Origin of the sequence: Roseovarius confluentis (assembly GCF_002917925.1) — a bacterium.
GTDB lineage: Bacteria > Pseudomonadota > Alphaproteobacteria > Rhodobacterales > Rhodobacteraceae > Roseovarius > Roseovarius confluentis.
On record NZ_PPFE01000002.1, the window covers coordinates 474,672 to 495,789 of the forward strand.

Sequence of the window (21,118 nt, forward strand, 5' to 3'; positions counted from 1 at the left end):
GCGGGAGTGGAAAGGGGGGGGGGGGCGCGCTGGCGCTTGCGGCCTCTTGCGGTGCGCGACCGGCGCGCGTATACGCGCGGCCTGACCCCAAAGGAGCCCGAGACATGCCCGGCAGTGCCAATCTCAACATCATGCTGAAAGCCGCACGCAAGGCGGGGCGGTCGCTGGTCAAGGATTTCCGCGAGGTCGAGAACCTTCAGGTCAGCATGAAGGGCGCGGGCGATTTCGTCAGCCGCGCCGACATCGCGGCCGAGGCGATCCTTAAAGAAGAGCTGATGGGCGCGCGGCCGACCTATGGCTGGCTGGCCGAAGAGGGCGGCGGCGAAGAGGGCAAGGACCCGACGCGGCGCTGGATCGTGGACCCGCTGGACGGGACGACGAATTTCCTGCACGGGCTGCCGCATTGGTGTGTTTCGATCGCGCTGGAGCACAAGGGGCAGGTCGTGGCGGGGGTCATTTTCGACGCCGCCAAGGACGAGATGTTCCTGGCCGAGAAGGGCGAGGGTGCGTTCATCAACGAAAAGCGCCTGCGGGTGTCGGGCCGGTCCAAACTGATCGAGTCGATCTTTGCCACCGGCGTGCCCTTCGGCGGGCGCGGCGACCTGCCTGCGACGTTGCAGGACCTGGCGCGGCTGATGCCGACCTGCGCGGGCGTGCGGCGCTGGGGGTCGGCGGCGCTGGACATGGCCTATGTCGCGGCGGGCCGCTACGAAGGGTTCTGGGAGCGCAGGCTGAACGCCTGGGACATTGCGGCGGGTGTCATCATCGTGAAAGAGGCCGGCGGCTTCGTCGAGTCGCTGACGCCCGGGGGCGAACTGTTGGAAGACGGGAACGTGGTCTGCGCCAACGAGGCGATTTTCGACAAGTTCGCCGGGATCATCCGCAATACCTGAGGCCGGTCTAGAGCGTTTCCTGGACACACTGGATCGCTTTTCACTGCCTCTTGAGAGGCAAAAAGCGATGCATGTTTCAGACTGACCCGGAAACGCCTTAGGTCTTTTTCGCGTCCGAGGGGTGGTTGACGCCGTCTTTCCACGGGATCGGCTCGTGGTCTGCCGGGTTCTGGCCGTCGATGCAGCCGAGATTGACGCCGTACTCGGTTGGGTCCGAGCGGCGCTGGTGGTGCGTGTAGATCCCGCAGGTCTTGCAGAAATAGTGCTGCGCCGTGCCGGTGCCCCAGGTGTAGAGGCTGAGGTTGTCGGCGCCTTGGGTGATGGTGAGGCGGGACAGGGGCACGCTGATATTGGGGGCCGCGCGGCGACGGCAGTACGAACAGGTGCAGCGCATCGCGCCCTGGATGGGCCCGTCGATATCGACGGTGAAGCGCACGGCGCCGCAATGGCAACTGGCCGTGTGCAGGGTCATTTGCGTGTGACCTTGGGGATGTTCGTGCGGCTGAGCTTGTATTTCGCTTCCGGGTGGGGCGGATGGCCCTCGGTGCGGTCCCAATAGGCGGGGCCGCCGCGGCGCAGGAAGAGCGGCAGGGTCAGAATGAGCCCGGCCACGAAGCCGCCCGCATGGGCCCAGTAGGCCACGCCGCCATCATCCGCGCTGCTGCCGGCGCCGCCGAAAAGCTGGAAGAAGAACCAGAGGCCCAGCATGATCCAGGCCGGGACCGAGATGATGCGGATGATGAAGACGAGAAAGATGAAGATGTCGATCTTGGCCTTGGGGAACAGGAGCAGGTAGCCGCCCATCACCCCGGCGATGGCGCCCGAGGCGCCGACCGTGGGCACCTGGCTGAGCGGCGCCGAAACGAGTTGCGCGCCGCTGGCGGCAAGCCCGCAGGCGAGGTAGAAGAGGAGGTAGCCCACATGGCCGAATTCCTCTTCCATGTTGTCCCCGAAGATCCACAAAAACAGCATGTTGCCGGCAAGGTGCATCCAGCCGCCGTGCAGGAAGGTGGAGGTGATCAGCGTGCTGTAAGTGCCTTCGCTGGTGACCCGCGCCGGGACCATTGCCCAGTCGTAATAGAACACCATCAACGCGCGCGGATCGCCCGAGAGCGCGGGGAAGTAACTGAGGAAGATCCCGATATTGAGGATCATCAGCCCGTAGGTGACGAATGGGATACGCCCCGAGGGGTTATGGTCGCGTATGGGGATCATTGACGCAAGGTGGCCGCGCGCCGCGGGAAGGTCAAGCGCGCGCGTGCGGCCGGGCGGGCAGAATTTGCGCAAATTCTGATTTGGAAAATTTGTATTTTCCAATCCATTTTCTGCGCAGAAAATGGGCGCGGTGGTCTTGGCGAGGTGTCATACGTCATATCCCGCGCCCGTGGCGGGCGGCGGGATATGAGTATTTTCAGCAAGAAAAAGCCGGGGCGCCGGCCTTTGCTCAGGCGACGCCACCCAGAAGGGCCGCATTGCCGCCTGCCGCCGTGGTGTCGACGCAAACAAGGCGTTCGCCCATGACGTGGCCGGTATCGGGCAGGCCGGTGATCAGCGGCAGGATCGGGCCATTGCGCTGGCTGAGCGCCGATGCATAGGCACGGGCCGTGTCGGCGTCACCCCACCAAAGCGCGCCGGAGAAGCCCGAGAGCGTGGTGAGGGCATCCGGCTCGACTTTGCCGGTGGTACGCAGGGCGCGGCCGCCCAGGGCCTCGACGGCCTTGGCCTGCGCCTCGGCCATCTCCTTGGTCGGGCCGAGGCAGAGGAGCGGCGGGCGGGCGTGGGCCGTCAGGCGGTTGGATTCGCCGGTGGGGCCGGGCAGGACAATGGCCTCGACCGGGTCGGGCGTGTGGCCCTTGGCGGCCTTGTCGAGCGCGGATTGCACAGCCTTGGCGTCCATGTCTTTGTCCCAGGTGGCATCCGTGTGATCCGCCGGACGGGACGTGTAGCGCGCGAGGTAGTTGGGGCCGCCCGCCTTGGGGCCGGTGCCGGAAAGGCCTTCGCCGCCAAAGGGTTGGCTGCCGACGATGGCGCCGATCTGGTTGCGGTTGACGTAGATGTTGCCGGCGTGCACCGCCTCGGTCACGTGCTGGACGCGGTCGTCGATGCGGGTCATCAGGCCGAAGGTCAGGCCATAGCCGGTGCCGTTGATGGCGCCGATCACCTTGTCGAGGTTGCGCGACTTGAAGGTGGCCATGTGCAGGACGGGGCCGAAGATTTCGCGCTGCATGTCCTCGATCCCGTTCACCTTGATCAGCGTGGGCGCGATGAAGCAGCCGGAATTGGGCGAGGGGATCTCGTGGATGAGGCGGCCGTCGGCGCGGGCCTGTTCGATATGGGCGGCGATGCCGTCGCGGGCCTCGGTGTCGATCACGGGGCCGACATCGGTCGAGAGTGACCACGGTTTGCCCATGGAAAGCGCGTCCATCGCGCCGGTGAGCATTTCGGTAAAGCCCTCGGCCACGTCCTCTTGTACGTAGAGGCAGCGCAGGGCGGAGCAGCGTTGGCCCGCCGACTGGAAAGCGGATTCGACGATCGCCTGCACGGCCTGTTCGGGCAGGGCGGTGGAATCGACGATCATGGCGTTGAGCCCGCCGGTTTCGGCGATGAGCGGCGCGCCGGGGGCGAGGTTCTTGGCCATGGTGGCGCGGATCTTGAGCGCGGTTTCGGTCGAGCCGGTGAAGGCCACGCCGCCGATGCGGGCGTCAGACGTGAGCGCCGCGCCCACGTCGCCCGCGCCGGGCAGGAGTTGCACGGCGGTTTTCGGCACGCCGGCCTTGTGCATGAGCGAGATGGCGTAATGGGCGATCAGCGGAGTCTGCTCGGCCGGTTTGGCGAGCACGGCGTTGCCGGCAGCCAGGGCGGCGCTGATCTGGCCGGTGAAGATCGCCAGCGGGAAGTTCCACGGGCTGATGCAGGTGAAGGTGCCCACGGGCGGGTCCTGCGGCGCGTTGGCGGCGTAATAGCGCAGGAAGTCCACGGCCTCGCGCAGTTCGGCCACGGCGTCCATCGGGGTCTTGCCGGCCTCGCGGGCGAGGATGGCGAAGATCTCGCCGAAGTTTTCCTCGTAGAGGTCGGCGGCGGCGTTGAGAATTTTCGCGCGTTCCTCGATAGAAGCGTCCCACGGCGTGGCGTCGGAAAGCGCGGCCTCGATGTCGGCCTTGCTGGCCGTGGCGACGGTGCCGGGGCTGTCGAACGGGTCGGCGGGGTTGGAGACCGTTTCGGGCTCTTCCGGGGCCGCTTTGCCCGCGATCAAGGGGGCTGCATCCCACGTGGCGTTGGCGAAGGGGCCGCGCGCGGCCTCGATCACGTCGAGCGTCGGCTGGTGCTTGAGGTCGAAGCCCTTGGAATTGGGGCGCTCCGGCAGGAAGAGTTCTGGCCCGGTGGGCAGTTGCGGGCGGTCGTCCTTGTACGCCTCGAACGGGTCGCGGGCGACGGTTTCGGGGGCCACATCCTCGTCCACGATCTGGTTGACGAAGCTGGAGTTGGCGCCGTTTTCCAGAAGGCGGCGCACCAGATAGGCCAGCAGGTCGCGGTGGGCGCCGACGGGGGCGTAGATGCGGCAGTTGGTGCCGTGGTCCTTCATGACGATGTTGTGCAGCGCCTCGCCCATGCCGTGCAGGCGCTGGAATTCGAAGGTCTCGGGGCCCTTGTCCATTTCCTTGGCCATGTCGAGGATGGCGGCCACGGTGTGCGCGTTATGCGTGGCGAATTGCGGGTAGATGTGATCGGTCATCGACAGGAGCTTGCGCGCGTTGGCGATGTAGGAAATGTCGGTGGCCGGTTTGGAAGTGAAGACCGGAAAGCCGTCGATGCCTTCGACCTGGGCCTGCTTGATTTCGGTGTCCCAGTAGGCGCCTTTCACCAGGCGGACCATGATGCGGCGGTTCAGCTTTTGCGACAGGTCATGCAGGTAGTCGAGCACATGGGAGGCGCGTTGCCCGTACGCCTGGACCACGACTCCGAAACCGTCCCATCCGGCGAGCGATGGCTCGGAGAGCGTGGCCTCGATCACCTCGAGCGAGAGCGACAGGCGGTCGGCCTCTTCGGCGTCGATGTTGAGGCCCATGCGGGCGGATTTCGCGAGGATGGCGAGAGAGCGCAGGCGGGGCATCAGAACGTCCATGACCTGATGCTGTTGCGCGACCTCGTAGCGGGGGTGGAGCGCCGAAAGTTTGACCGAGATGCCGGGGTTCTTGCGGATTTCCTTGTGCGTGCAGGCGTTGGAAATGGCGCTGATCGCGCGGGAATAGGCCAGGTGATAGCGGATGGCGTCGGCATCGGTGCGCGCGGCCTCGCCCAGCATGTCGTAGGAGTAGGTGTAGCCCTTCTTCTCCATCTTCGCGGCGCGGTCCATGGCGGACTCGATGGTCTCGCCCAGCACGAACTGGCGGCCCATTTCGCGCATGGCGCGGCCGACGGCGGTGCGGATGACGGGCTCGCCCAGGCGGCGGATGGCGCCGCGCAGGTGGCCGACGGGGCCCGGATTGTCGTCCTTCAGCACCTTGCCGGTCAGCATCAGTGCCCAGGTCGAGGCGTTGACTAGCGGCGAGGTGGAATGGCCCATGTGCTTGCCCCAGTCCGACGGCGCGATCTTGTCCTCGATCAGGGCGTCGATCGTGTCGGCGTCGGGCACGCGCAGGAGCGCTTCGGCCAGGCACATCAGCGCGATGCCCTCGTCGGTGGACAGGCCGTATTCGGCGAGGAACACCTCCATCAGCCCCGGGTCCGACTGGTTGCGGATGCGGCGCACGAGGTCGGCGCCGGATTTCGAGATGCGCACGCGGTCCTCTTCCGTGAGCCCCGCCACCTCGGTCAGGCGGGCGACGGTTTCGGCCTCCTCGGCATAGGTGGTCTGGTCGATCACACGGCGCAGGTCGGAATCGTAGGGCATTGCGGTCCTCTTGCTGGGGGGTGGCGGTTTGGACTAGTGTATCACTGTATTTCTGATCTGATTTCCCGATTGGTGTGGTTGCGCGGGATAAACGGACGGTAATTCACCGGGAGGACAAGTCAAATGGATGCAAGCGAGCTGGATCAGTTCGACAAGGCGATTCTTCGCGTGCTGGTTGCGGAGGGGCGGATCAGCATCACCGAACTGGCGGGGCGGATCGGCTTGTCGAAGTCGCCGACACAGGCGCGGCTGCGCAAGCTGGAGCGAGACGGCGTGATCTCGGGGTACCGGGCGCTGGTGGATCCGATCCGGCTGGGGCTGGACCACGTGAGTTTCGTGGAGGTCAGCCTGACCGATACGCGGGAAAGCGCGCTGGCGGAGTTCAACGCGGCGGTGAAGCGGATCCCCGAGATCGAACAGGTGCATCTGATCGCGGGGAATTTCGATTACCTGATGAAGATCCGGACACAGGACATGCAGGACTATCGCCGGGTGCTGGCCGAACAGATCAGCACCTTGCCGCATGTGTCGAAAACCTCGACCTACGTGGCGATGGAGGCGGTGAAGGAAAACGCGTTTTCCGAGGTGTTCTGAACCGGGCGGATTTGCGCGTTGATTTTGCGGGCGTGGGGCGCATCATTGATCCCATGAGACATTTGCTGATTGCCTGCGTGCTGGCCGGTCCGACCTGGGCCGAGACGTGCCCTGACGCGCCCGACCATGGGGCGGAGCTGTCGCGGCTGATCGAGGCGGCGCAGGATGCACCGGACGAGGCGGCGGGCCGCGCGCTGTCGGACGAGATGTGGGCGCTTTGGGCCGAGGCGCCGGACGACAAGGCGCAAGGGCTTCTGGACGAGGCAATGGCGCGGCGCGAGGCGTATGACTATGACGCGGCGATGGCGGCGGCGGAGGCGCTGGTGGCCTATTGTCCGGACTATGCCGAAGGGTACAACCAGCGGGCCTTTATCCATTTCCTGCGGCAAGATTTCGAGGCGGCGCTGACCGATCTGGAGCGGACGCTGGAATTGCAGCCGCGCCATGTAGCGGCGCGGACCGGACAGGCGCTGACCCTGCACGCGCTGGGCCGGCCGGGTGAGGCGGCACTGGCCCTGCGAGAGGCGCTGCAGATGAATCCGTGGCTGGGCGAACGACATTTGCTGCCGGTGCTGGAACAAAGCGAAGAAGAGTTGTGATCGCGACGCCTGCACGCTACGACGGGAACCTGAGCCCGCGTGGTGGAATGGTAGACACAGGAGACTTAAAATCTCCAGCCGCGAGGCGTCCCGGTTCGAGTCCGGGCGCGGGCACCACCTTGATGTTATTGAAAAAAGCACTTCGCTGCAAATGCCGTCGCGGACCGGCTCTAGGGGGGTGTCACACACTGGTGTCACACATTCAGGTTCCGTTTCCGTTCCGTTCCGCCACTCGATTTTCGCGCAGCTCCACGCGGATTTTGCCCCGGCATGGCCCGTTTTGCTTATCGGCGCGCTTCCCCCCCCCGCAGTTTATGCACGTCACCAAGGGGCGGAACTTGCGGTGTGCGAACCAACGGTGTCGCATCATGTCCTCCGTTCCTGCGCGGCTTTCGACAGCGCGCGCTTGCTGGCGCGCTTGCGGTAATAGGCCACCATCTGCGCGCTCTGGCCCGTCACGGCCTGTATCTCTGCGTCTGACGCGCCGGCTTCTGCCAGTTCGACAATCGACAGCTTGCGAAGGCCGTGAAGGCTGTATTTTTTCGCGTGCTCGCCCAAACTGTTGCGCCACTTGCGGAACGAGGCTTCGACTGCGCTATACCCCAGCGGCTCGGTCAGGTTCTTCGCCAGTACGTAGTGGCCCTGCCGGGGCAGCCCCTCGATGAAGGTGCGCAGAGAATCGGGGCAGTAAACCTCAAGCTCCTTATCGCCCTTCTCGTCATGCACAATCATCCACTCGCCCTGAAACTGGTCGCGGCGCATGGTGATGGCGGCATTCGGGCGCTGCCCGGTACCAAGGATGAGGCGCGCGGCGATCTGCAAACGCTCGGGCGCGGTGTCGAGATGGTTGACCATCCACTCGGGCCACGGCTCGTATTCTCGGGCTGGCTTGTATGCGCTTCCCAGCTTTTTCGCCGGGTTCGCTCCCAGCGGCCAATCAAGCTCCGTGGCGGCGTAATTCCCAAAGAAGGGATATGACCTGTGCATACCCCTTTGCTTTACGTGGCGCCTCAGCTGCGATCGCTCCGACAGCGGCGCGGACGGCCTGCCGTGTGGTGTCGCGCATGTCCTTGCCGCCATTTTTTTCCAGCAGGGCTTCCATCGTGCGCCGGTAATTTCGTTTGGTCCCGTCAGACAGTTTTTGCTGGATCGTCGGGTCTTGGCGCCATGCTTCGATGCACGCGCGCCAAGTGTATTTGTTGGGTGTGGCCTGCGCTTCATGTTTGCCGGCTTGCGCCAGCCAGTAGAGACGATCCAGCTCCTTTGGATCGTTTTTCCAATCTAAGCCTACTGAGCGGGTCCGCACCTTGCCATCTTCCGTCCAGGTGGTGCGATGGTAGGGACGCCAGCGGCCTTTCTGGAAGCGCCAGACAAGGCGTGGCTTTGTGATCCGTGGCTTGGACGGCTTCATAGCTCAAATTCCTGTTCGGGTTTGGACGCATCACGATCCACCACGGCTTCGAGCATGTCCACCAGCCAGCGTTTGTGCCCGCCGATCAGGCAGGGCTGGGGCAGGGCCCCAACTTCGACCAGCCGACGAAACTCGGGCGCTGAAAGGTCCAGCATTTTGGCGGCTGTGGTGTCTTTGACGGCAATGCACCAATGTTTCATTGCGGGCTCTTTCAGTAAAAATGAGGTAAGCTTATAGATATATATTGCAAATAAGTGTTAAAGTGCAACTCCTAACATCTCATCATGCACTCTCGAATTTTTCGCATCATGAGAGCTTGAAGAGGTTTAAAGCGCATTCCGAAAGTATAAATAAGTAATTGAAAACAGCATCTTGATGCGATTTTGAGGCGGCTGAGCAGAGCGGGCACCACAAAGATTCTTTAACTTGCAGGGTCAGTAATGCGCAGTCTTGCAAGCTACCAAATGGTTTGCTCCTATCTGGCTCACTCTTCCTCTTTGAATGTGGGATGAGCTGCCGCCCGTGCCGTATACAGCCATTCTCTCCGTCGCTCTGGCGGCAATGACCTGAATGCTTGCAACAGCTCTTCTTCATCGCGTGAGCTCGGCGCTTCGAAGTCGACCAAATCCACCGGTTTCACGCCAAGGACGTCGGCAATTTTCATCTGTAGTTCAGTTGTAAGCCGACGCTCGCCACGCTCGATTTGTGCGAAGTAGGGCTGCGACAGACCCACCTTGTCGGCCACTTCTTTTTGAAGCAGTCCCGCCGCTTTGCGGGCATCCTTAATCTTTAATCGCATTCCTGTCTCCGGTCAGACGTGAGCGTATGAAAACCCTATTGATGGTTTTGCCGGCATCGAAGCCTTAACTTACGATCATGCCAGTATTTCTGCACCCTAGCTTGGGCGAGTGCAAACGTGTTGTCCTGTTCCGTTCAATGGACTAGGCGGTAGCCGCACCTCGCAGGATTTCATTGCAAATTGCAATAAGGTGCAAGTGAGCCTAACGAAGTCAGGAACTTCCTTCCTCGAAAGTTTTAGCGTGTTACGCGAACGTATGTCAGCTCTGTGGCGAGCTTCGATGGTTATGCGCACTGACCTGCACCCCTGAAAAATCCTCGATTCGGGGTTGGAGGATTGGCAGCTCCTGAGCGTTACCTGTTCATTTTTACTTTAAGTAGTGAGGATACCTTTTCAAAAACTCAATTGGTATCATTGAGCCTCGGGCTTTGACCTTATCTCCACTTCTTTCACACAATTCTCGAAGGTACTTAGCTACTCCCCCCTCGTGACTGCTGTTTTCCTTCGTGTAGAAGCTCTTACAAGCTATTCGGAAGTTTGCACCCTTCGACTGATGTTCACACTGCGCACAGACAAACTCAGATCTCATCAAGTGAAATAAACCATCGCCATCAACAATAGAATTTGCGTATGATTTAATACTTACTTCTAGACCCTTGCACTCTGGACAGCCAAACTGAGCAATAGCGACATAGCTTCGTCCGTTCCAGTCGTGTTCTAAATCCGAAGTTATCATCTTTTTGGGCCCACATGTTGCTCCTTATTCTACATCGTATCCATCAGTCGCGCGAAAAAACCTGTCTTACGCCTAAGCAATTTTGCAACGCTACACACGGATTGAGGTTGCGGGTAACCCGTCAGCGACCATTCTAAATCTGCCTTAGGACTTATCTGACACCTATCGCGTGGCTTCATCATGCAGGTAGGATGCTATCCGACGTTGCACTAAGTACTCGACCTTGCTGAATGTCATTGTGCCACCGCGGCACGACGGTATCTTGGCGTCACGCAGTGCCGCATATAGCTTATGTGTGGCAGTTCTTGGATTATCCGCGCGGTACCTTTGATAGAGTTCAGCGGCGGCTCTCACGAACTGCTTGGAGTAAGAAGTGGCGAAAGTCGTTTCAGGGTGGAACGGCGGAACGTACTCACCTGAGTATTGGCGACAGACTTCGAGGAGCTCGGCCTCAGATTTCTCTTTTTTGGCCATGAACTATCCTCCGATTTCAGCCTCTGATTTTCTTACAAAGGCTTAATTGTGGTTTGCGGGCAGATATTTTTCAACCAGCGCCAGCAAGATAGCAGAGTTAATTTCCAAGCCGTACTTGGAACTGCACCCCGCAAACTGATACCTCCGGCGTCAGCCGGTTTGTCGTTTGCCGCCGCTTAATTAGTCCAGTTCGTCGAGGCGGTGCGCATTCTCGCGGACGTAATTGGGTGTGAGCGGCTCTGAAGCGGCGCTGATAGCGCGAGCAGCGGCGATCAAATCCTCGGACACGCCCAGCTTCACTTCATCTTTAAACATTTGCAGATGACGCGCGACCTGTTCGAGCGCCTTCGCTCGATCCGCGATCTTGATCTCGATACCGTCCTTGGTCTGCTTCACGCCCTCATACAGCGGATGTGAAAGAGCCTCGCGGGTATCGGCCACCACGACCTCTACAATGCCTTCGCCGGCGCATTCCGGGCACTCTGGATTGGGATTTGCTGTCTGGTCGAAGCCATAGCCGCCCGCGTCTGTTGGCAGGCCCGGGATTCTGTCACCAGCATCAACCTTGCGCCCGACCTCAACGAGCTTGTCAGGATCGTCTGTACCGAATTGTTTGCGGATTTCCTTGTCGTAGACTCCCCTGAACTCCCGAACAGTCTTCCACTGGTATTCATGGTCGACCCCGTGACAATAGCGGCAACAACGACGCTCGACGCGGACCAGTTCATTCACGTCAGCAGTGGCTTTATCCCACAAGCGTTGGAGAACGTCAGTTACTTCGATTTTCAGCTTTTGTGCATGTTCACGGCACAGCTTGTTAATTCGAGCCTTGATGTGAACATTCGTGAGCAGTCGGTATCCCTGCTCCTTTGCCGTTCGCTCCGAGTATCCAGCGCGGATCGCTGCTTGCGCGGCATTTCGATCCTTGAGGTATTCGGAGCAAAACGCGTCACGTTTCCAGGTCAGCCCGGACGGCGCGAGATTTCGTGTCTTGTTGTCGATAGTCTTTTTGCTCTTTGACATAGGGCGATCTTTCTAAGTTCGACTGCGCAGAGTTTACCTGCCAGGTCTTCTCTAGTCTTCTTGGGCCAGCGCTATATACTTGGATATTCGAGGATCCGCGTTAGCGCCAGTTTGGTCTTCATCGAGCCACCGGTGCCCGTTCAGATAAGTCGTCGGATGAATATCACTGGCTGTCGGGTTATTTTTCCTCCAGGACGTGGCCCAGCTGTAGACGTTCTCAATGGCCTTGATCTTGTTCAGCTTGGAGAGTCGCTTGAACGCTTGCGCAGCTTTTTGCTTTCCCTGCTTTTTAAGCGGCCACCTTTCCCAAAAATCTGAAAAGCATGGATCACCGTTGTGGTGATCTTCATTTTGACGGTTTTTGACGGTTCCTGACGGTTCGGGTGCAGCTCCTGCGGGGGTAGGGCGCATCTGCTGCGGGGGGGCTCGCATTTCCTGCTGGGGTGCAGAAACTGCGGGGTGCAGCTCCTGCGGGGGTCTAGCTGCTGCGGTTTGCGTGACGCGAGCTGGATAAACGATGAAGAGATTGCATCCCTTCGGACCTGCATTCTGATCGATGCGCAGCTTTCCCACTTCACACAACCGCTTGACTGCTGTCTGCACAGTACGCTCAGAAAAACCGGTCCGCTTCACCAGTCTCGCAACAGAAGGATAACAATATCCCTGATCGTCGGCATGATCGGCGAGGGAAATTAGAATGAACTTTTCGGTCGGTGAAAGCTCTTCATCATCCCAGACTTCGGACATAACTCTTATGCTCATAGCTTTACTCCCAAATCAGGTTCAAAGCAGGATTGAAGTGAAGCTTCGCTGTTCCGATAGCGCCCTGGCGCTGCTTCGCAATAATGATTTCGAGGCGGTTGCGCTGCGCCGCCATAGCTTTTTCCCAAGCAGCGTGTGTCTCGTGATCTTTCGGATCAGGCTCATCCCGTTCGAGATAATATTCATCGCGGTAGCAGAAGAGGACCCCATCAGCGTCCTGCTCAAGCTGGCCGCTTTCTCGAAGGTCCGACATTATGGGGCGTTTGTCATCGCGCTGCTCAAGCGCACGCGACAACTGCGACAGGGCGATAACAGGAATATCTAATCCCATGGCCATGCCCTTTAAGGCAAGACTCACATCAGTAATCTGTTCGTACCGAGTTGCCGCCTTTGAGCGGAGAAGTTGCGCGTAATCTACGATCACGAGTGGTATCTTTTCCCCATCCATTCGGCGCAGTGCTTGTTTGACACCAACCTGCAAGAGACTCGTGTCCTGATACTCACTGGGAAGGAAAGTGATAGGCAGATAAGTCACTTCATGAATGACCTTCTCCAAGGCGTCACGCTGCTTTTCCGAGAAATTCCCTGAGCGCAGATTTGCGTATGACACTGCCGAGGAAGTTCCGCCGGTCGCTTCGGACAATGCCCGCATCGCCATCGCCTCGGGTGTCATTTCAAGGCTGGCAATTACGACAGGGTGCCCAGAACGAGCAGCATTCAGTCCTATGGAAAGTGCGATTGCCGTCTTACCCATCGAAGGGCGTCCGCCGAGGAGCCACATTTCGCCAGGAGCGAACCCGGGAACAAAACGATCAAGTGAGTTAATCCCCGAAATAACGCAGCGACGCTCTTCGCCGCTGTAGGCGGCGTGTATTTCCTTCAAAGCGCCTTCGACAGCCTGCATCATCGAGACAGGTCTGACACGGCTTTCAGAGGCAGTGAGCGTCTGAAAACGGGCTTCCATTTGCGCAGCAACATCAGATGCGCTCAAGTCGCCGTCAGCGATGCCGTCTTTGGCATCGTGCATGATTTCGAGCAGTTTGCGTTTGGCGGCAGCCTCGGCCACGATCTCCGCGTAATCGCCCATTTGCGATGGGCAGATTGAACAACCTGCCAATTTGACGAGGTAGCCGACACCACCAAGCGGCTCCATTCTTTCTTTCAGCTCTTCCGATATGCTGGCTTTGACCGTGACGGATGAAACGAGCTTCTCTGCTTTTTCCAAGTTTCGGCATACTCGGTAAATTTCGGCATGAACGGGTTCGTAGAAAATGTCGGTGCCGCCTAACGATTCAACGGGTCCACATGAATGATTGAGAAGTATTGCACCGAGGATAAATTGCTCTGCCTCTACGAAATGCGGTTCTTCTTTTTCTCTTTGGATTTGGGTGGTGATCTTGTTCATGCGTCACCGCCTGCATTTTTCTTCAACCTTTCTGCGAGATCGCCGATAGACTGCCAGTTTTCCGACTTTTCAAGAGGCTTGACCGGGTTGTTAGGTTCCTGACTCATGAGATCAGTCCCCATCCGCAACTTGTTGTTTGCGGCGATAGGCGCCCAGCAAGACCCGCGTGGTGCCGCCAAAGCGGACAACTGGCCAATCTCCGTCGCGCACACGGCGCCAAGCGGTGGACATGGAGACGTCTTCGAGAGCCGCGATTTCGCGCACACGCACGCGCGCACCATCTGGCAGCTCTTGGATTTCACGGAGACGTTCAGGGGAGACTTTTTTCAACATGATGGAGCTTCCATGCTTCGGCACCGTCAAAAATGACGGACGCCTTGGGTGGAAGCCGCACATCATGCGCAGCAAGTAGACACAAAATACAGTGTCGTGCGCTACCCCGCAACACCAAATGCGGTTGGCTTCGTAAGTTTCTATTCTGCGGTTTAATTCACCGACGCTCTGAGATCGTCCGCCTAAAGCTCAAGCAAAACGGGTATATGCACAGACCTACGATTTAATTTGAAACATCTCTTTCGTTACTTCGAAAAAATGAGATTTCTGTTGTTAGTTACTGGTTTTGTTTCGCTCTTAGGGCGTGCTAGCGTCTCGGGAAGTTTTATTGCTCGCAGCAATAGAGGCTTTGGGAAATAGCAACGCATGAGTGCAGAAACCAAATCGCTTAGATCGTTCGTACACTCGGTCGCTAGGCTTTTTCGTCCATACCTCCTCGCTTCAGGTGCTAGCGAGATTAAGGTCTACTCATGAACGCCGTTGAAATTGAAGAAGCGATTTCCGCGCTTGCCGAGGCGCCGTTTGACGCAGAAAAGTTCCCTTTTATCTTCCTCGAAGCCTTCGGCAACAAAGCCACCACCATCAAGCGGCTGCGAAGCGGCACTTCGAACAAGTCCGACATCGGCGGCGTTCTCCAGACGGGCAATATCCACATCAAGGTCTGCGCCAAAGGAGAGGTCTCCGACACGATCCGCGAACTGCGGGAGAGCCCTGCAACCAAGAACAACCGCAATCGCGTCAAGTTCATCCTAGCCACGGACGGCGTCACTCTCGAAGCCGAGGACCTCGTGTCAGACGTTGCGCCAATCGTCACGCCCTTTGAAGACTTTCCCGAACATTTCGGCTTCTTCCTGCCACTGGCCGGCATCTCGACCGTCAAACAAATCCGCGAGAGTGCCTTCGACATCAAGGCAACGGGGCGGCTCAACCGGCTCTATGTTCAGCTCTTGAAAGACAATCCCGAGTGGGGCACCGCCGATCGCCGCCACGACATGAACCACTTCATGGCGCGGCTGATCTTCTGCTTCTTCGCCGAAGACACCGACATCTTTGAGAACGACGATCAATTCACCTCTACGGTCGAGCAGATGAGCGCACCGGACAGTTCGAACACCCATAAGGTGATCAGCTCGCTCTTCTTGGCCATGAACACTAAGAGGGCGCACCGCGCAGCCGCAGGGCTGCCCCGATGGGCCAGCGGTTTTCCCTATGTGAATGGCGGGTTGTTTTCTGACAGCGTGGACGTGCCGCGCTTCTCCAAGATTGCGCGGTCCTACCTGCTTCACATCGGCAACCTTGACTGGAAGAAGATCAATCCTGACATCTTCGGCTCGATGATCCAGGCGGTCGCCGATGACGAGGAGCGAGGCGCCCTTGGGATGCACTACACGAGCGTCCCGAACATCCTAAAGGTATTGAATCCGCTCTTCCTCGATGACTTGCGCGAGCAGCTTGAGGAGGCGGGCGACAACGCGCGCAAGCTTCTTAATCTGCGCAACCGCATGGCCAAGATCAGGGTCTTTGATCCGGCCTGTGGCTCCGGCAACTTTCTCGTGATCGCCTACAAGGAGATGCGAGCGATCGAGGCCGAGATCAACAAGAAGCGCGGCGAGATTGACCGGCGCCCCGCGATCCCGCTGACGAATTTCCGTGGAATCGAGCTGCGTGACTTTTCGGCAGAGGTCGCGCGTCTCGCTCTGATCATCGCCGAGTATCAGTGCGACGTGCTTTATCGCGGGCAGAAGGAAGCCTTGCAGGACTTCCTTCCGCTCGACGCCATGAACTGGATCACCTGCGGCAACGCCTTGCGGCTCGACTGGCTGAGTATCTGCCCGCCAACCGGCATGGGAGTTAGGGTGCACGGCGATGACCTTTTTAACACGCCATTGGATCAGGCCGAGATAGACTTCGAGAATGAAGGCGGAGAAACCTATATTTGTGGGAATCCTCCGTACTTAGGGTCAAAATGGCAGTCGAAAGAACAGAAAGATGAACTAAAGGAAATTTTTGACAATAAGACGCGCTCCTGGAAATCTTTGGATTATGTTGCAGGATGGTTCATGAGAGCTGCTGAATATGGCCTGCACACACCTTCGGCCACCGCGTTCGTTTCTACAAACTCAATATGCCAAGGCGTACAGGTGCCTATATTATGGCCGCTAATATTTTCAACTGGCCATGAGATTAAATTCGCGCACACAAGCTTCAAGTGGTCCAACCTAGCAAGTCACAATGCTGGTGTTACCGTTGCGATAATATCTATCGCGCGTGAGTTCTCAGGGTCTCCTACTATTTTTTCTATTGTCGAAGGTGAAACAGTCGCGAAGTCCGTTTCAGATGTCTCGGCATATCTTGTTCCTGGTCGAGGAATAAATATTCAGCCATCGAGAAAGCAAATATCCGGCTGCGCCTATATGGACCTAGGTAACATGCCGAAAGACGGTGGGCATCTCTTGCTCTCTGCCTCCGAGGCCGACTGGCTTGCCGAAAACGACGAGGTTGCTCGAAAGTACATCTTGGACTTTGTTGGCTCACAGGAGTTCGTAAAAGGTATTGTCCGAAGCTGCCTTTGGATTGAGGATGAACAAGTCGCTGATGCAGTTAAGTCACCCGAAATATCCAGAAGGCTGGATGGGGTCCGAAAAATGCGTCTGGACAGTGCGGCGGATTCTACACGCTCCTTTGCCGATCGGCCCCATAAATTTAAACAAATTCAGGGAAGGGGTTTAGAAAGGACAATAGTAGTTCCCAAAGTAACTTCTGAAAAACGCCCTTACCTTCCTGTAGGGCTACTTTCTCAGCACACAATTGTCTCAGACAATGCTTTCGCCATATACGATGAGCCAATTTGGAATATGGCGCTTATAGCATCGCGGGTGCATTGGGTTTGGGTGTCTACCGTTTGTGGACAGCTTGAAACGCGAATCCGCTACTCGAACACCTTAGGGTGGCACGCTTTCCCGATTCCAAAACTCACTGAGAAAAATATGGATGACCTGACCCGCTGCGCCGAGGACATCCTTCTAGCGCGCGAGGCGCATTTCCCTGCGACCATTGCCGATCTCTACGACCCGGAGAAAATGCCTGACGATCTTCGCGTCTCGCATGAGCGCAACGACGAGGTGCTGGAACGCATCTACATTGGTCGTCGGTTCAAGAACGATACGGAACGCCTCGAAACGCTTTTCGAACTGTACACCAAGATGACTAAGAAGGGGGCGGCGTAGGATGGTCAAACGGCGTGCTCACACTCGAACTAACAGCTACGGCACCACCTTCCAAGTTCGTGAACACGACTTCGCGCCGGGAGCCAGCGAGCACGAATACAAGCTTAGCTGGAAGCACGGGCAAGCACGGATCAACGGCTCTACAACCTATCAGATGCCATGTCCAAAATGCGCAAGACCGGTTTTTTACTATCGGAATGAGCATGGAAGTCGCGTCTTCTTCGACAAGCTTGGAATCCCTTGGCCTAAACATCCCTGCATGTTGGACAAAGACGCCAGTACCCTTCCTTTGGCCTTTGCAGAGATGGTTCCAGTTTCGGAGTCGATGTTATGGGATTCAGTAAATACGCTTGATTTGAACTCGCACCACAACGCCAACCTATTGGCAGAAAAGCTCGGGCGAGAAGACCCGCAGGTCGCTCGCCTTAGAGAAATGCGCAAGAAACGCAAGCAGGAGGAGGAAAAGCGCGCAAGAAAGGCGGATAAACTTAAGAAGGCCGAGGAGAAACGCGAGGACAAACTGCGGAGAAACAAGGCAAAGTGGGAAGCTGAGGGAAAGCCGATGCGAAACGCTGATAGCAAAGTGCAAATTGTTCGGAAGAAGCCTGGCAGACTGCGACTGTCGCCAAGAAAGGGATCTGAATGAAAAACGTTCCAGCCGTTTCAGTAACCTACGCGCAGACCGGCAGCTCCACCCAATCGAATGAGCTTGGCATGCGCCCGATGCAAGAACGGGCGTATGAAAAGCGTGGTGAGCAGTATCTTCTGATCAAGTCACCGCCCGCTTCGGGCAAGAGCCGCGCGCTCATGTTCATCGGGCTGGACAAGCTCCACAATCAGGGGCTTCGCAAGGCGATCATCACGGTGCCGGAGAAGTCAATCGGATCGAGTTTCGCGGATGAGTCGCTGTCTAAGTTCGGATTCTGGGCCGACTGGCATGTCGAGGCGAAGTGGAACCTTTGCAACGCGCCGGGCTCCGAGCGAAGCAAAGCGGATTCTGTGGGGTCGTTTCTGAACAGTGCCGACCAAGTGCTGGTCTGCCCGCACGCGACCTTCCGCAACGCGGTCGAGAAGTTCGGCGTGGAGGCGTTCGACGACTGCCTGGTGGCCGTGGACGAGTTCCACCACGTCTCGGCCAACCCCGACAACAAGCTAGGCGCGCAGCTCGCCGAGCTGATCGCCCGCGACAAGGTGCATGTCGTGGCCATGACGGGATCGTATTTCCGGGGCGATGCTGAGCCCGTGCTTTTGCCCCATGACGAGGCGCGCTTCGAAACCGTCACCTATACCTACTACGAGCAGCTCAACGGCTACACTTATTTGAAGACGCTCGACATCGGGTACTACTTCTACACCGGCGCCTATGCCGACGACATCTTGAAGGTCCTCGACCCGGACGAGAAAACGATCATCCACATCCCTTCCGTCAATTCGCGGGAGAGCACTAAGGACAAGATCAGGGAGGTCGAGCACATCATCGAGGAGCTCGGCGAGTGGCAGGGCACCGATCCCGCCACCGGCTTCCAGCTTGTGCAGCGGCCCGATGGCCGCGTGCTCCGCATCGCCGATCTGGTCGATGACGATGCCAAGCGCGAGAGGGTCTCGACCGCGCTCAAGGACCCAACCCAGAAAGACAACCGCGATTATGTAGACATCATCATCGCCTTGGGCATGGCCAAGGAGGGCTTCGACTGGGTTTGGTGCGAGCATGCCTTGACGGTCGGCTACCGCGCCAGCCTAACCGAGATCGTGCAGATCATCGGCCGCGCCACCCGTGATGCAAAGGACAAGACCCGCGCCCGCTTCACTAACCTGATCGCCGAGCCCGACGCCTCAGAGGAATCCGTAACCGAGGCGGTGAACGACACGTTGAAGGCTATCGCTGCGAGCTTGCTCATGGAGCAGGTGCTCGCGCCTCGCTTCAACTTCACCCCGAAGGCCGTAGCTAGCGGACCGCAGGAGGGCTTCGACTATGGTGAAGGTGGCTATGATCCCGAGAAGTGCAATGTCGGCTTCAACGAGGAGTCGGGCCAGTTCCAGATCGAGATCAAGGGTCTGGCGGAGCCGAAGAGCAAAGAGGCCGAACGTATCTGCCAGCAAGATCTGAACGAGGTTATAGCCGCATTTGCCCAAGACAAGACCGCAGTTGAACGCGGCCTCTTCGATGAGGAGCTGGTGCCCGAGGAGCTAACGCAGGTCCGCATGGGTAAGATCATCAAGGACAAGTGGCCCACGCTCGACGAGGACGATCAGGAGGTTGTGCGCCAACACGCCATCGCTGCGCTCAACTTGACCCAGAAGGCCAAGGAAGTGGCCCTCGAGCATGACACTCAGGAAGAACAGGCCGCCAACACGGCCCTGATCGACGGCGTGCGCAAATTCGCCATGGACGTTCGCGAGCTCGACATTGACCTGATTGACAGGATAAATCCGTTTAGCGAAGCCTATGCGATCCTGGCCAAGACCATGAGCGAGGAGAGCCTCAAGCAGGTCGCCGCGGTCATCTCGGCCAAGAAAGTGCAGCTCACCCCCGAAGAGGCGCGCGATCTCGCGCGGCGGGCGGTGAAATTTAAGCAGGAGCGCGGGCGGCTTCCCTCAATTACATCGCCGGATGCGTGGGAAAAGAAGATGGCAGAAGGCGTTGCTTTCCTCGCCCGCATGAAGGCGGAGGCCGCCAATGCCTAAGCAATTTACTGATGAAGATGATGCATTGCTCGCCGAGCTGGGCGTCGAGGTCGAAGAAAAGAAGGTGCCCACGCGCACCCCTCGTGAGGAACGGATAATCGCTGGCTTTGAAGAGATACAGCGATTTGTGGAAGAGCATGGGCGATCCCCGCAGTATGGCGACAATAGGGACATCTTCGAGAGGCTTTACGCCATTCGCCTCGACCGCATCCGAGCCCAGGCTGATTGCCGAGAGCTGATCGCGCCGCTCGATCATCAAGGATTGCTAGATGGCGGCGAGGCCGCGATTTCCGATGACGAAGAGCTCGACGATGATGCGTTGCTCGCCGAGCTCGGCATCGAAGGCTCACCGATAACCGAATTGAAGCACGTCCGGTCAAACGCGGAGAAGAAGGCTGCCGAAGAGATAGCGGGTCGGGATAAGTGCGAAGACTTCGAGACCTTTAAACCGCTTTTCGAGCAGGTGCAGAAGGAGCTCGACGCCGGCCTACGTGAGACCCGCCCATTTGAGATGAAGGCCGAGATCGAAAAGGGTCGCTTCTTCATCGTTGGCGGTCAGAAAGCTTACGTTGCCGAAAAGGGCGAAACCACTCTTACAGAGCAGGGCCGTACAGATGCGCGACTGCGGGTGATCTTCGACAATGGCACCGAGAGCAACATGCTCATGCGCTCATTGCAGCGAGCCTTGAACAAGAATGAAGCGGGCAGGCGGATCACTGACCCGACCGCGGGTCCCTTATTCTCGGATCAGACCATCGAAGGAGATGAGGCCAGCGGCACGATCTACGTCCTGCGGAGCCAGTCCGATCATCCGATGGTAGCAGAACACCGAGACTTGGTTCACAAGATCGGAGTGACCAATATGTCGGTCGATAAGCGCATCGCCGGCGCTCATCTTCAAACGACCTTCCTCATGGCGAATGTCGAAGTCGTGGCCACCTATGAGCTCTACAACATCAACCGCACCAAGCTGGAAAACCTGATTCACCGCATCTTTGCCCCGGCGCGGCTAGAGATCGAGATCATGGATCGCTTCAGCAGGCCAGTTGTCCCGCGCGAGTGGTTTCTTGTGCCGCTCTTCGCGATCGACGAGGCCGTGGAGAAGATCAAGGACGGGACGATCTCGGGCTATGTCTACAATCCGAAGGAAGCAAAATTATCAAAAAGGGCAGTTTAATGAGTGAATTAAATAGGTGCTTCAAGCGCCTGGATTATTATCTTGATGGGCTTTTGCACTTCATAGATTTAGGCGACATTGCGCTTCCCGACATCAGCGACCGTATCCG

Annotated in this window: 18 protein-coding genes and 1 tRNA gene; 8 read left to right on the top strand and 11 right to left on the bottom strand. The window is 58.4% G+C overall.

Translation table 11 applies throughout. From position 1 onward, the window contains the following. The first annotated feature begins 104 nt into the window (after positions 1–104). A complete protein-coding gene (locus C2I35_RS07110) occupies positions 105–893 on the top strand; it encodes an inositol monophosphatase family protein (protein WP_103762317.1) in 789 nt (262 codons plus the stop codon). A 97-nt stretch (positions 894–990) separates the two neighbouring features. Here the strand turns inward: C2I35_RS07110 and C2I35_RS07115 are convergent, their stop codons facing one another. The 3 genes from C2I35_RS07115 to putA all read right to left on the bottom strand — a co-directional run bounded on the left by C2I35_RS07115 (position 991) and on the right by putA (position 5,784). Beyond that, on the bottom strand, positions 991–1,365 hold the full coding sequence (locus tag C2I35_RS07115; protein ID WP_103762318.1) for a GFA family protein: 375 nt from the start codon (positions 1,363–1,365) through the stop codon (positions 991–993). Continuing rightward, on the bottom strand, positions 1,362–2,108 hold the full coding sequence (locus tag C2I35_RS07120) for a rhomboid family intramembrane serine protease (protein ID WP_103762508.1): 747 nt from the start codon (positions 2,106–2,108) through the stop codon (positions 1,362–1,364). The genes C2I35_RS07115 and C2I35_RS07120 overlap by 4 nt, the downstream gene beginning before the upstream one ends. Before the next feature lie 229 nt (positions 2,109–2,337). Further along, on the bottom strand, positions 2,338–5,784 hold the full coding sequence (gene putA, locus C2I35_RS07125; protein ID WP_103762319.1) for a bifunctional proline dehydrogenase/L-glutamate gamma-semialdehyde dehydrogenase PutA: 3,447 nt from the start codon (positions 5,782–5,784) through the stop codon (positions 2,338–2,340). Positions 5,785–5,907: 123 nt separating this feature from the next. Between putA and C2I35_RS07130 the strand changes: the two genes are divergently transcribed. From C2I35_RS07130 to C2I35_RS07140, 3 genes are all read left to right on the top strand, one after another. After that, a complete protein-coding gene (locus tag C2I35_RS07130) occupies positions 5,908–6,378 on the top strand; it encodes an Lrp/AsnC family transcriptional regulator (protein WP_103762320.1) in 471 nt (156 codons plus the stop codon). A 53-nt stretch (positions 6,379–6,431) separates the two neighbouring features. After that, on the top strand, positions 6,432–6,977 hold the full coding sequence (locus C2I35_RS07135) for a tetratricopeptide repeat protein (RefSeq protein WP_103762509.1): 546 nt from the start codon (positions 6,432–6,434) through the stop codon (positions 6,975–6,977). A gap of 33 nt (positions 6,978–7,010) precedes the next feature. Next, positions 7,011–7,094: transfer RNA gene (locus C2I35_RS07140), tRNA-Leu, on the top strand. A 249-nt stretch (positions 7,095–7,343) separates the two neighbouring features. Here C2I35_RS07140 and C2I35_RS07145 read toward each other — a convergent pair. From C2I35_RS07145 to C2I35_RS21825, 8 genes are all read right to left on the bottom strand, one after another. Further along, positions 7,344–7,964: a tyrosine-type recombinase/integrase gene (locus tag C2I35_RS07145; protein ID WP_170067141.1), complete on the bottom strand. Its 621-nt coding sequence runs from the start codon at positions 7,962–7,964 to the stop codon at positions 7,344–7,346. Then, positions 7,915–8,388, bottom strand: coding sequence for a hypothetical protein (locus C2I35_RS22095; RefSeq protein ID WP_170067142.1), 474 nt, complete (start codon positions 8,386–8,388; stop codon positions 7,915–7,917). The genes C2I35_RS07145 and C2I35_RS22095 overlap by 50 nt, the downstream gene beginning before the upstream one ends. Further along, positions 8,385–8,588 (bottom strand): hypothetical protein, encoded by a 204-nt coding sequence (locus C2I35_RS07150; protein WP_103762322.1) that lies wholly within the window; start codon positions 8,586–8,588, stop codon positions 8,385–8,387. The genes C2I35_RS22095 and C2I35_RS07150 overlap by 4 nt, the downstream gene beginning before the upstream one ends. A gap of 284 nt (positions 8,589–8,872) precedes the next feature. Then, positions 8,873–9,187: a helix-turn-helix transcriptional regulator gene (locus C2I35_RS07155; RefSeq protein WP_103762323.1), complete on the bottom strand. Its 315-nt coding sequence runs from the start codon at positions 9,185–9,187 to the stop codon at positions 8,873–8,875. Between the two features lie 1,390 nt (positions 9,188–10,577). Continuing rightward, the gene (locus C2I35_RS07160) at positions 10,578–11,420 is read right to left on the bottom strand and encodes a terminase small subunit (RefSeq protein ID WP_103762324.1); all 843 of its coding nucleotides are present in this window, start codon (positions 11,418–11,420) and stop codon (positions 10,578–10,580) included. A 51-nt stretch (positions 11,421–11,471) separates the two neighbouring features. After that, positions 11,472–12,167: a helix-turn-helix domain-containing protein gene (locus C2I35_RS07165; RefSeq protein WP_170067143.1), complete on the bottom strand. Its 696-nt coding sequence runs from the start codon at positions 12,165–12,167 to the stop codon at positions 11,472–11,474. A 19-nt stretch (positions 12,168–12,186) separates the two neighbouring features. Continuing rightward, positions 12,187–13,587: a replicative DNA helicase gene (locus C2I35_RS07170; protein WP_103762326.1), complete on the bottom strand. Its 1,401-nt coding sequence runs from the start codon at positions 13,585–13,587 to the stop codon at positions 12,187–12,189. A 111-nt stretch (positions 13,588–13,698) separates the two neighbouring features. Next, complete coding sequence (locus tag C2I35_RS21825; protein WP_146049980.1) at positions 13,699–13,920, bottom strand: hypothetical protein; 222 nt, start codon at positions 13,918–13,920, stop codon at positions 13,699–13,701. Positions 13,921–14,390: 470 nt separating this feature from the next. Here C2I35_RS21825 and C2I35_RS07180 point away from each other — a divergent pair, with 470 nt between their 5' ends. Genes C2I35_RS07180 through C2I35_RS07195 form a run of 4 tightly spaced genes read left to right on the top strand, consistent with a single transcriptional unit; the run spans position 14,391 to position 21,009 of the window. After that, positions 14,391–17,147, top strand: coding sequence for a class I SAM-dependent DNA methyltransferase (locus tag C2I35_RS07180; RefSeq protein ID WP_103762328.1), 2,757 nt, complete (start codon positions 14,391–14,393; stop codon positions 17,145–17,147). 1 nt (position 17,148) lies between these two features. Beyond that, positions 17,149–17,793, top strand: a complete 645-nt coding sequence (locus C2I35_RS21830) for a hypothetical protein (RefSeq protein ID WP_146049981.1) — start codon at positions 17,149–17,151, stop codon at positions 17,791–17,793. Beyond that, positions 17,790–19,832 carry a DEAD/DEAH box helicase gene (locus tag C2I35_RS07190; protein WP_103762330.1) on the top strand — a complete coding sequence of 681 codons (2,043 nt, stop codon included), beginning with the start codon at positions 17,790–17,792 and terminating at the stop codon, positions 19,830–19,832. Before C2I35_RS21830 ends, C2I35_RS07190 begins: the two co-directional genes overlap by 4 nt. Then, positions 19,825–21,009: a GIY-YIG nuclease family protein gene (locus C2I35_RS07195; protein ID WP_103762331.1), complete on the top strand. Its 1,185-nt coding sequence runs from the start codon at positions 19,825–19,827 to the stop codon at positions 21,007–21,009. Before C2I35_RS07190 ends, C2I35_RS07195 begins: the two co-directional genes overlap by 8 nt. The last annotated feature ends 109 nt before the right edge of the window (positions 21,010–21,118 follow it).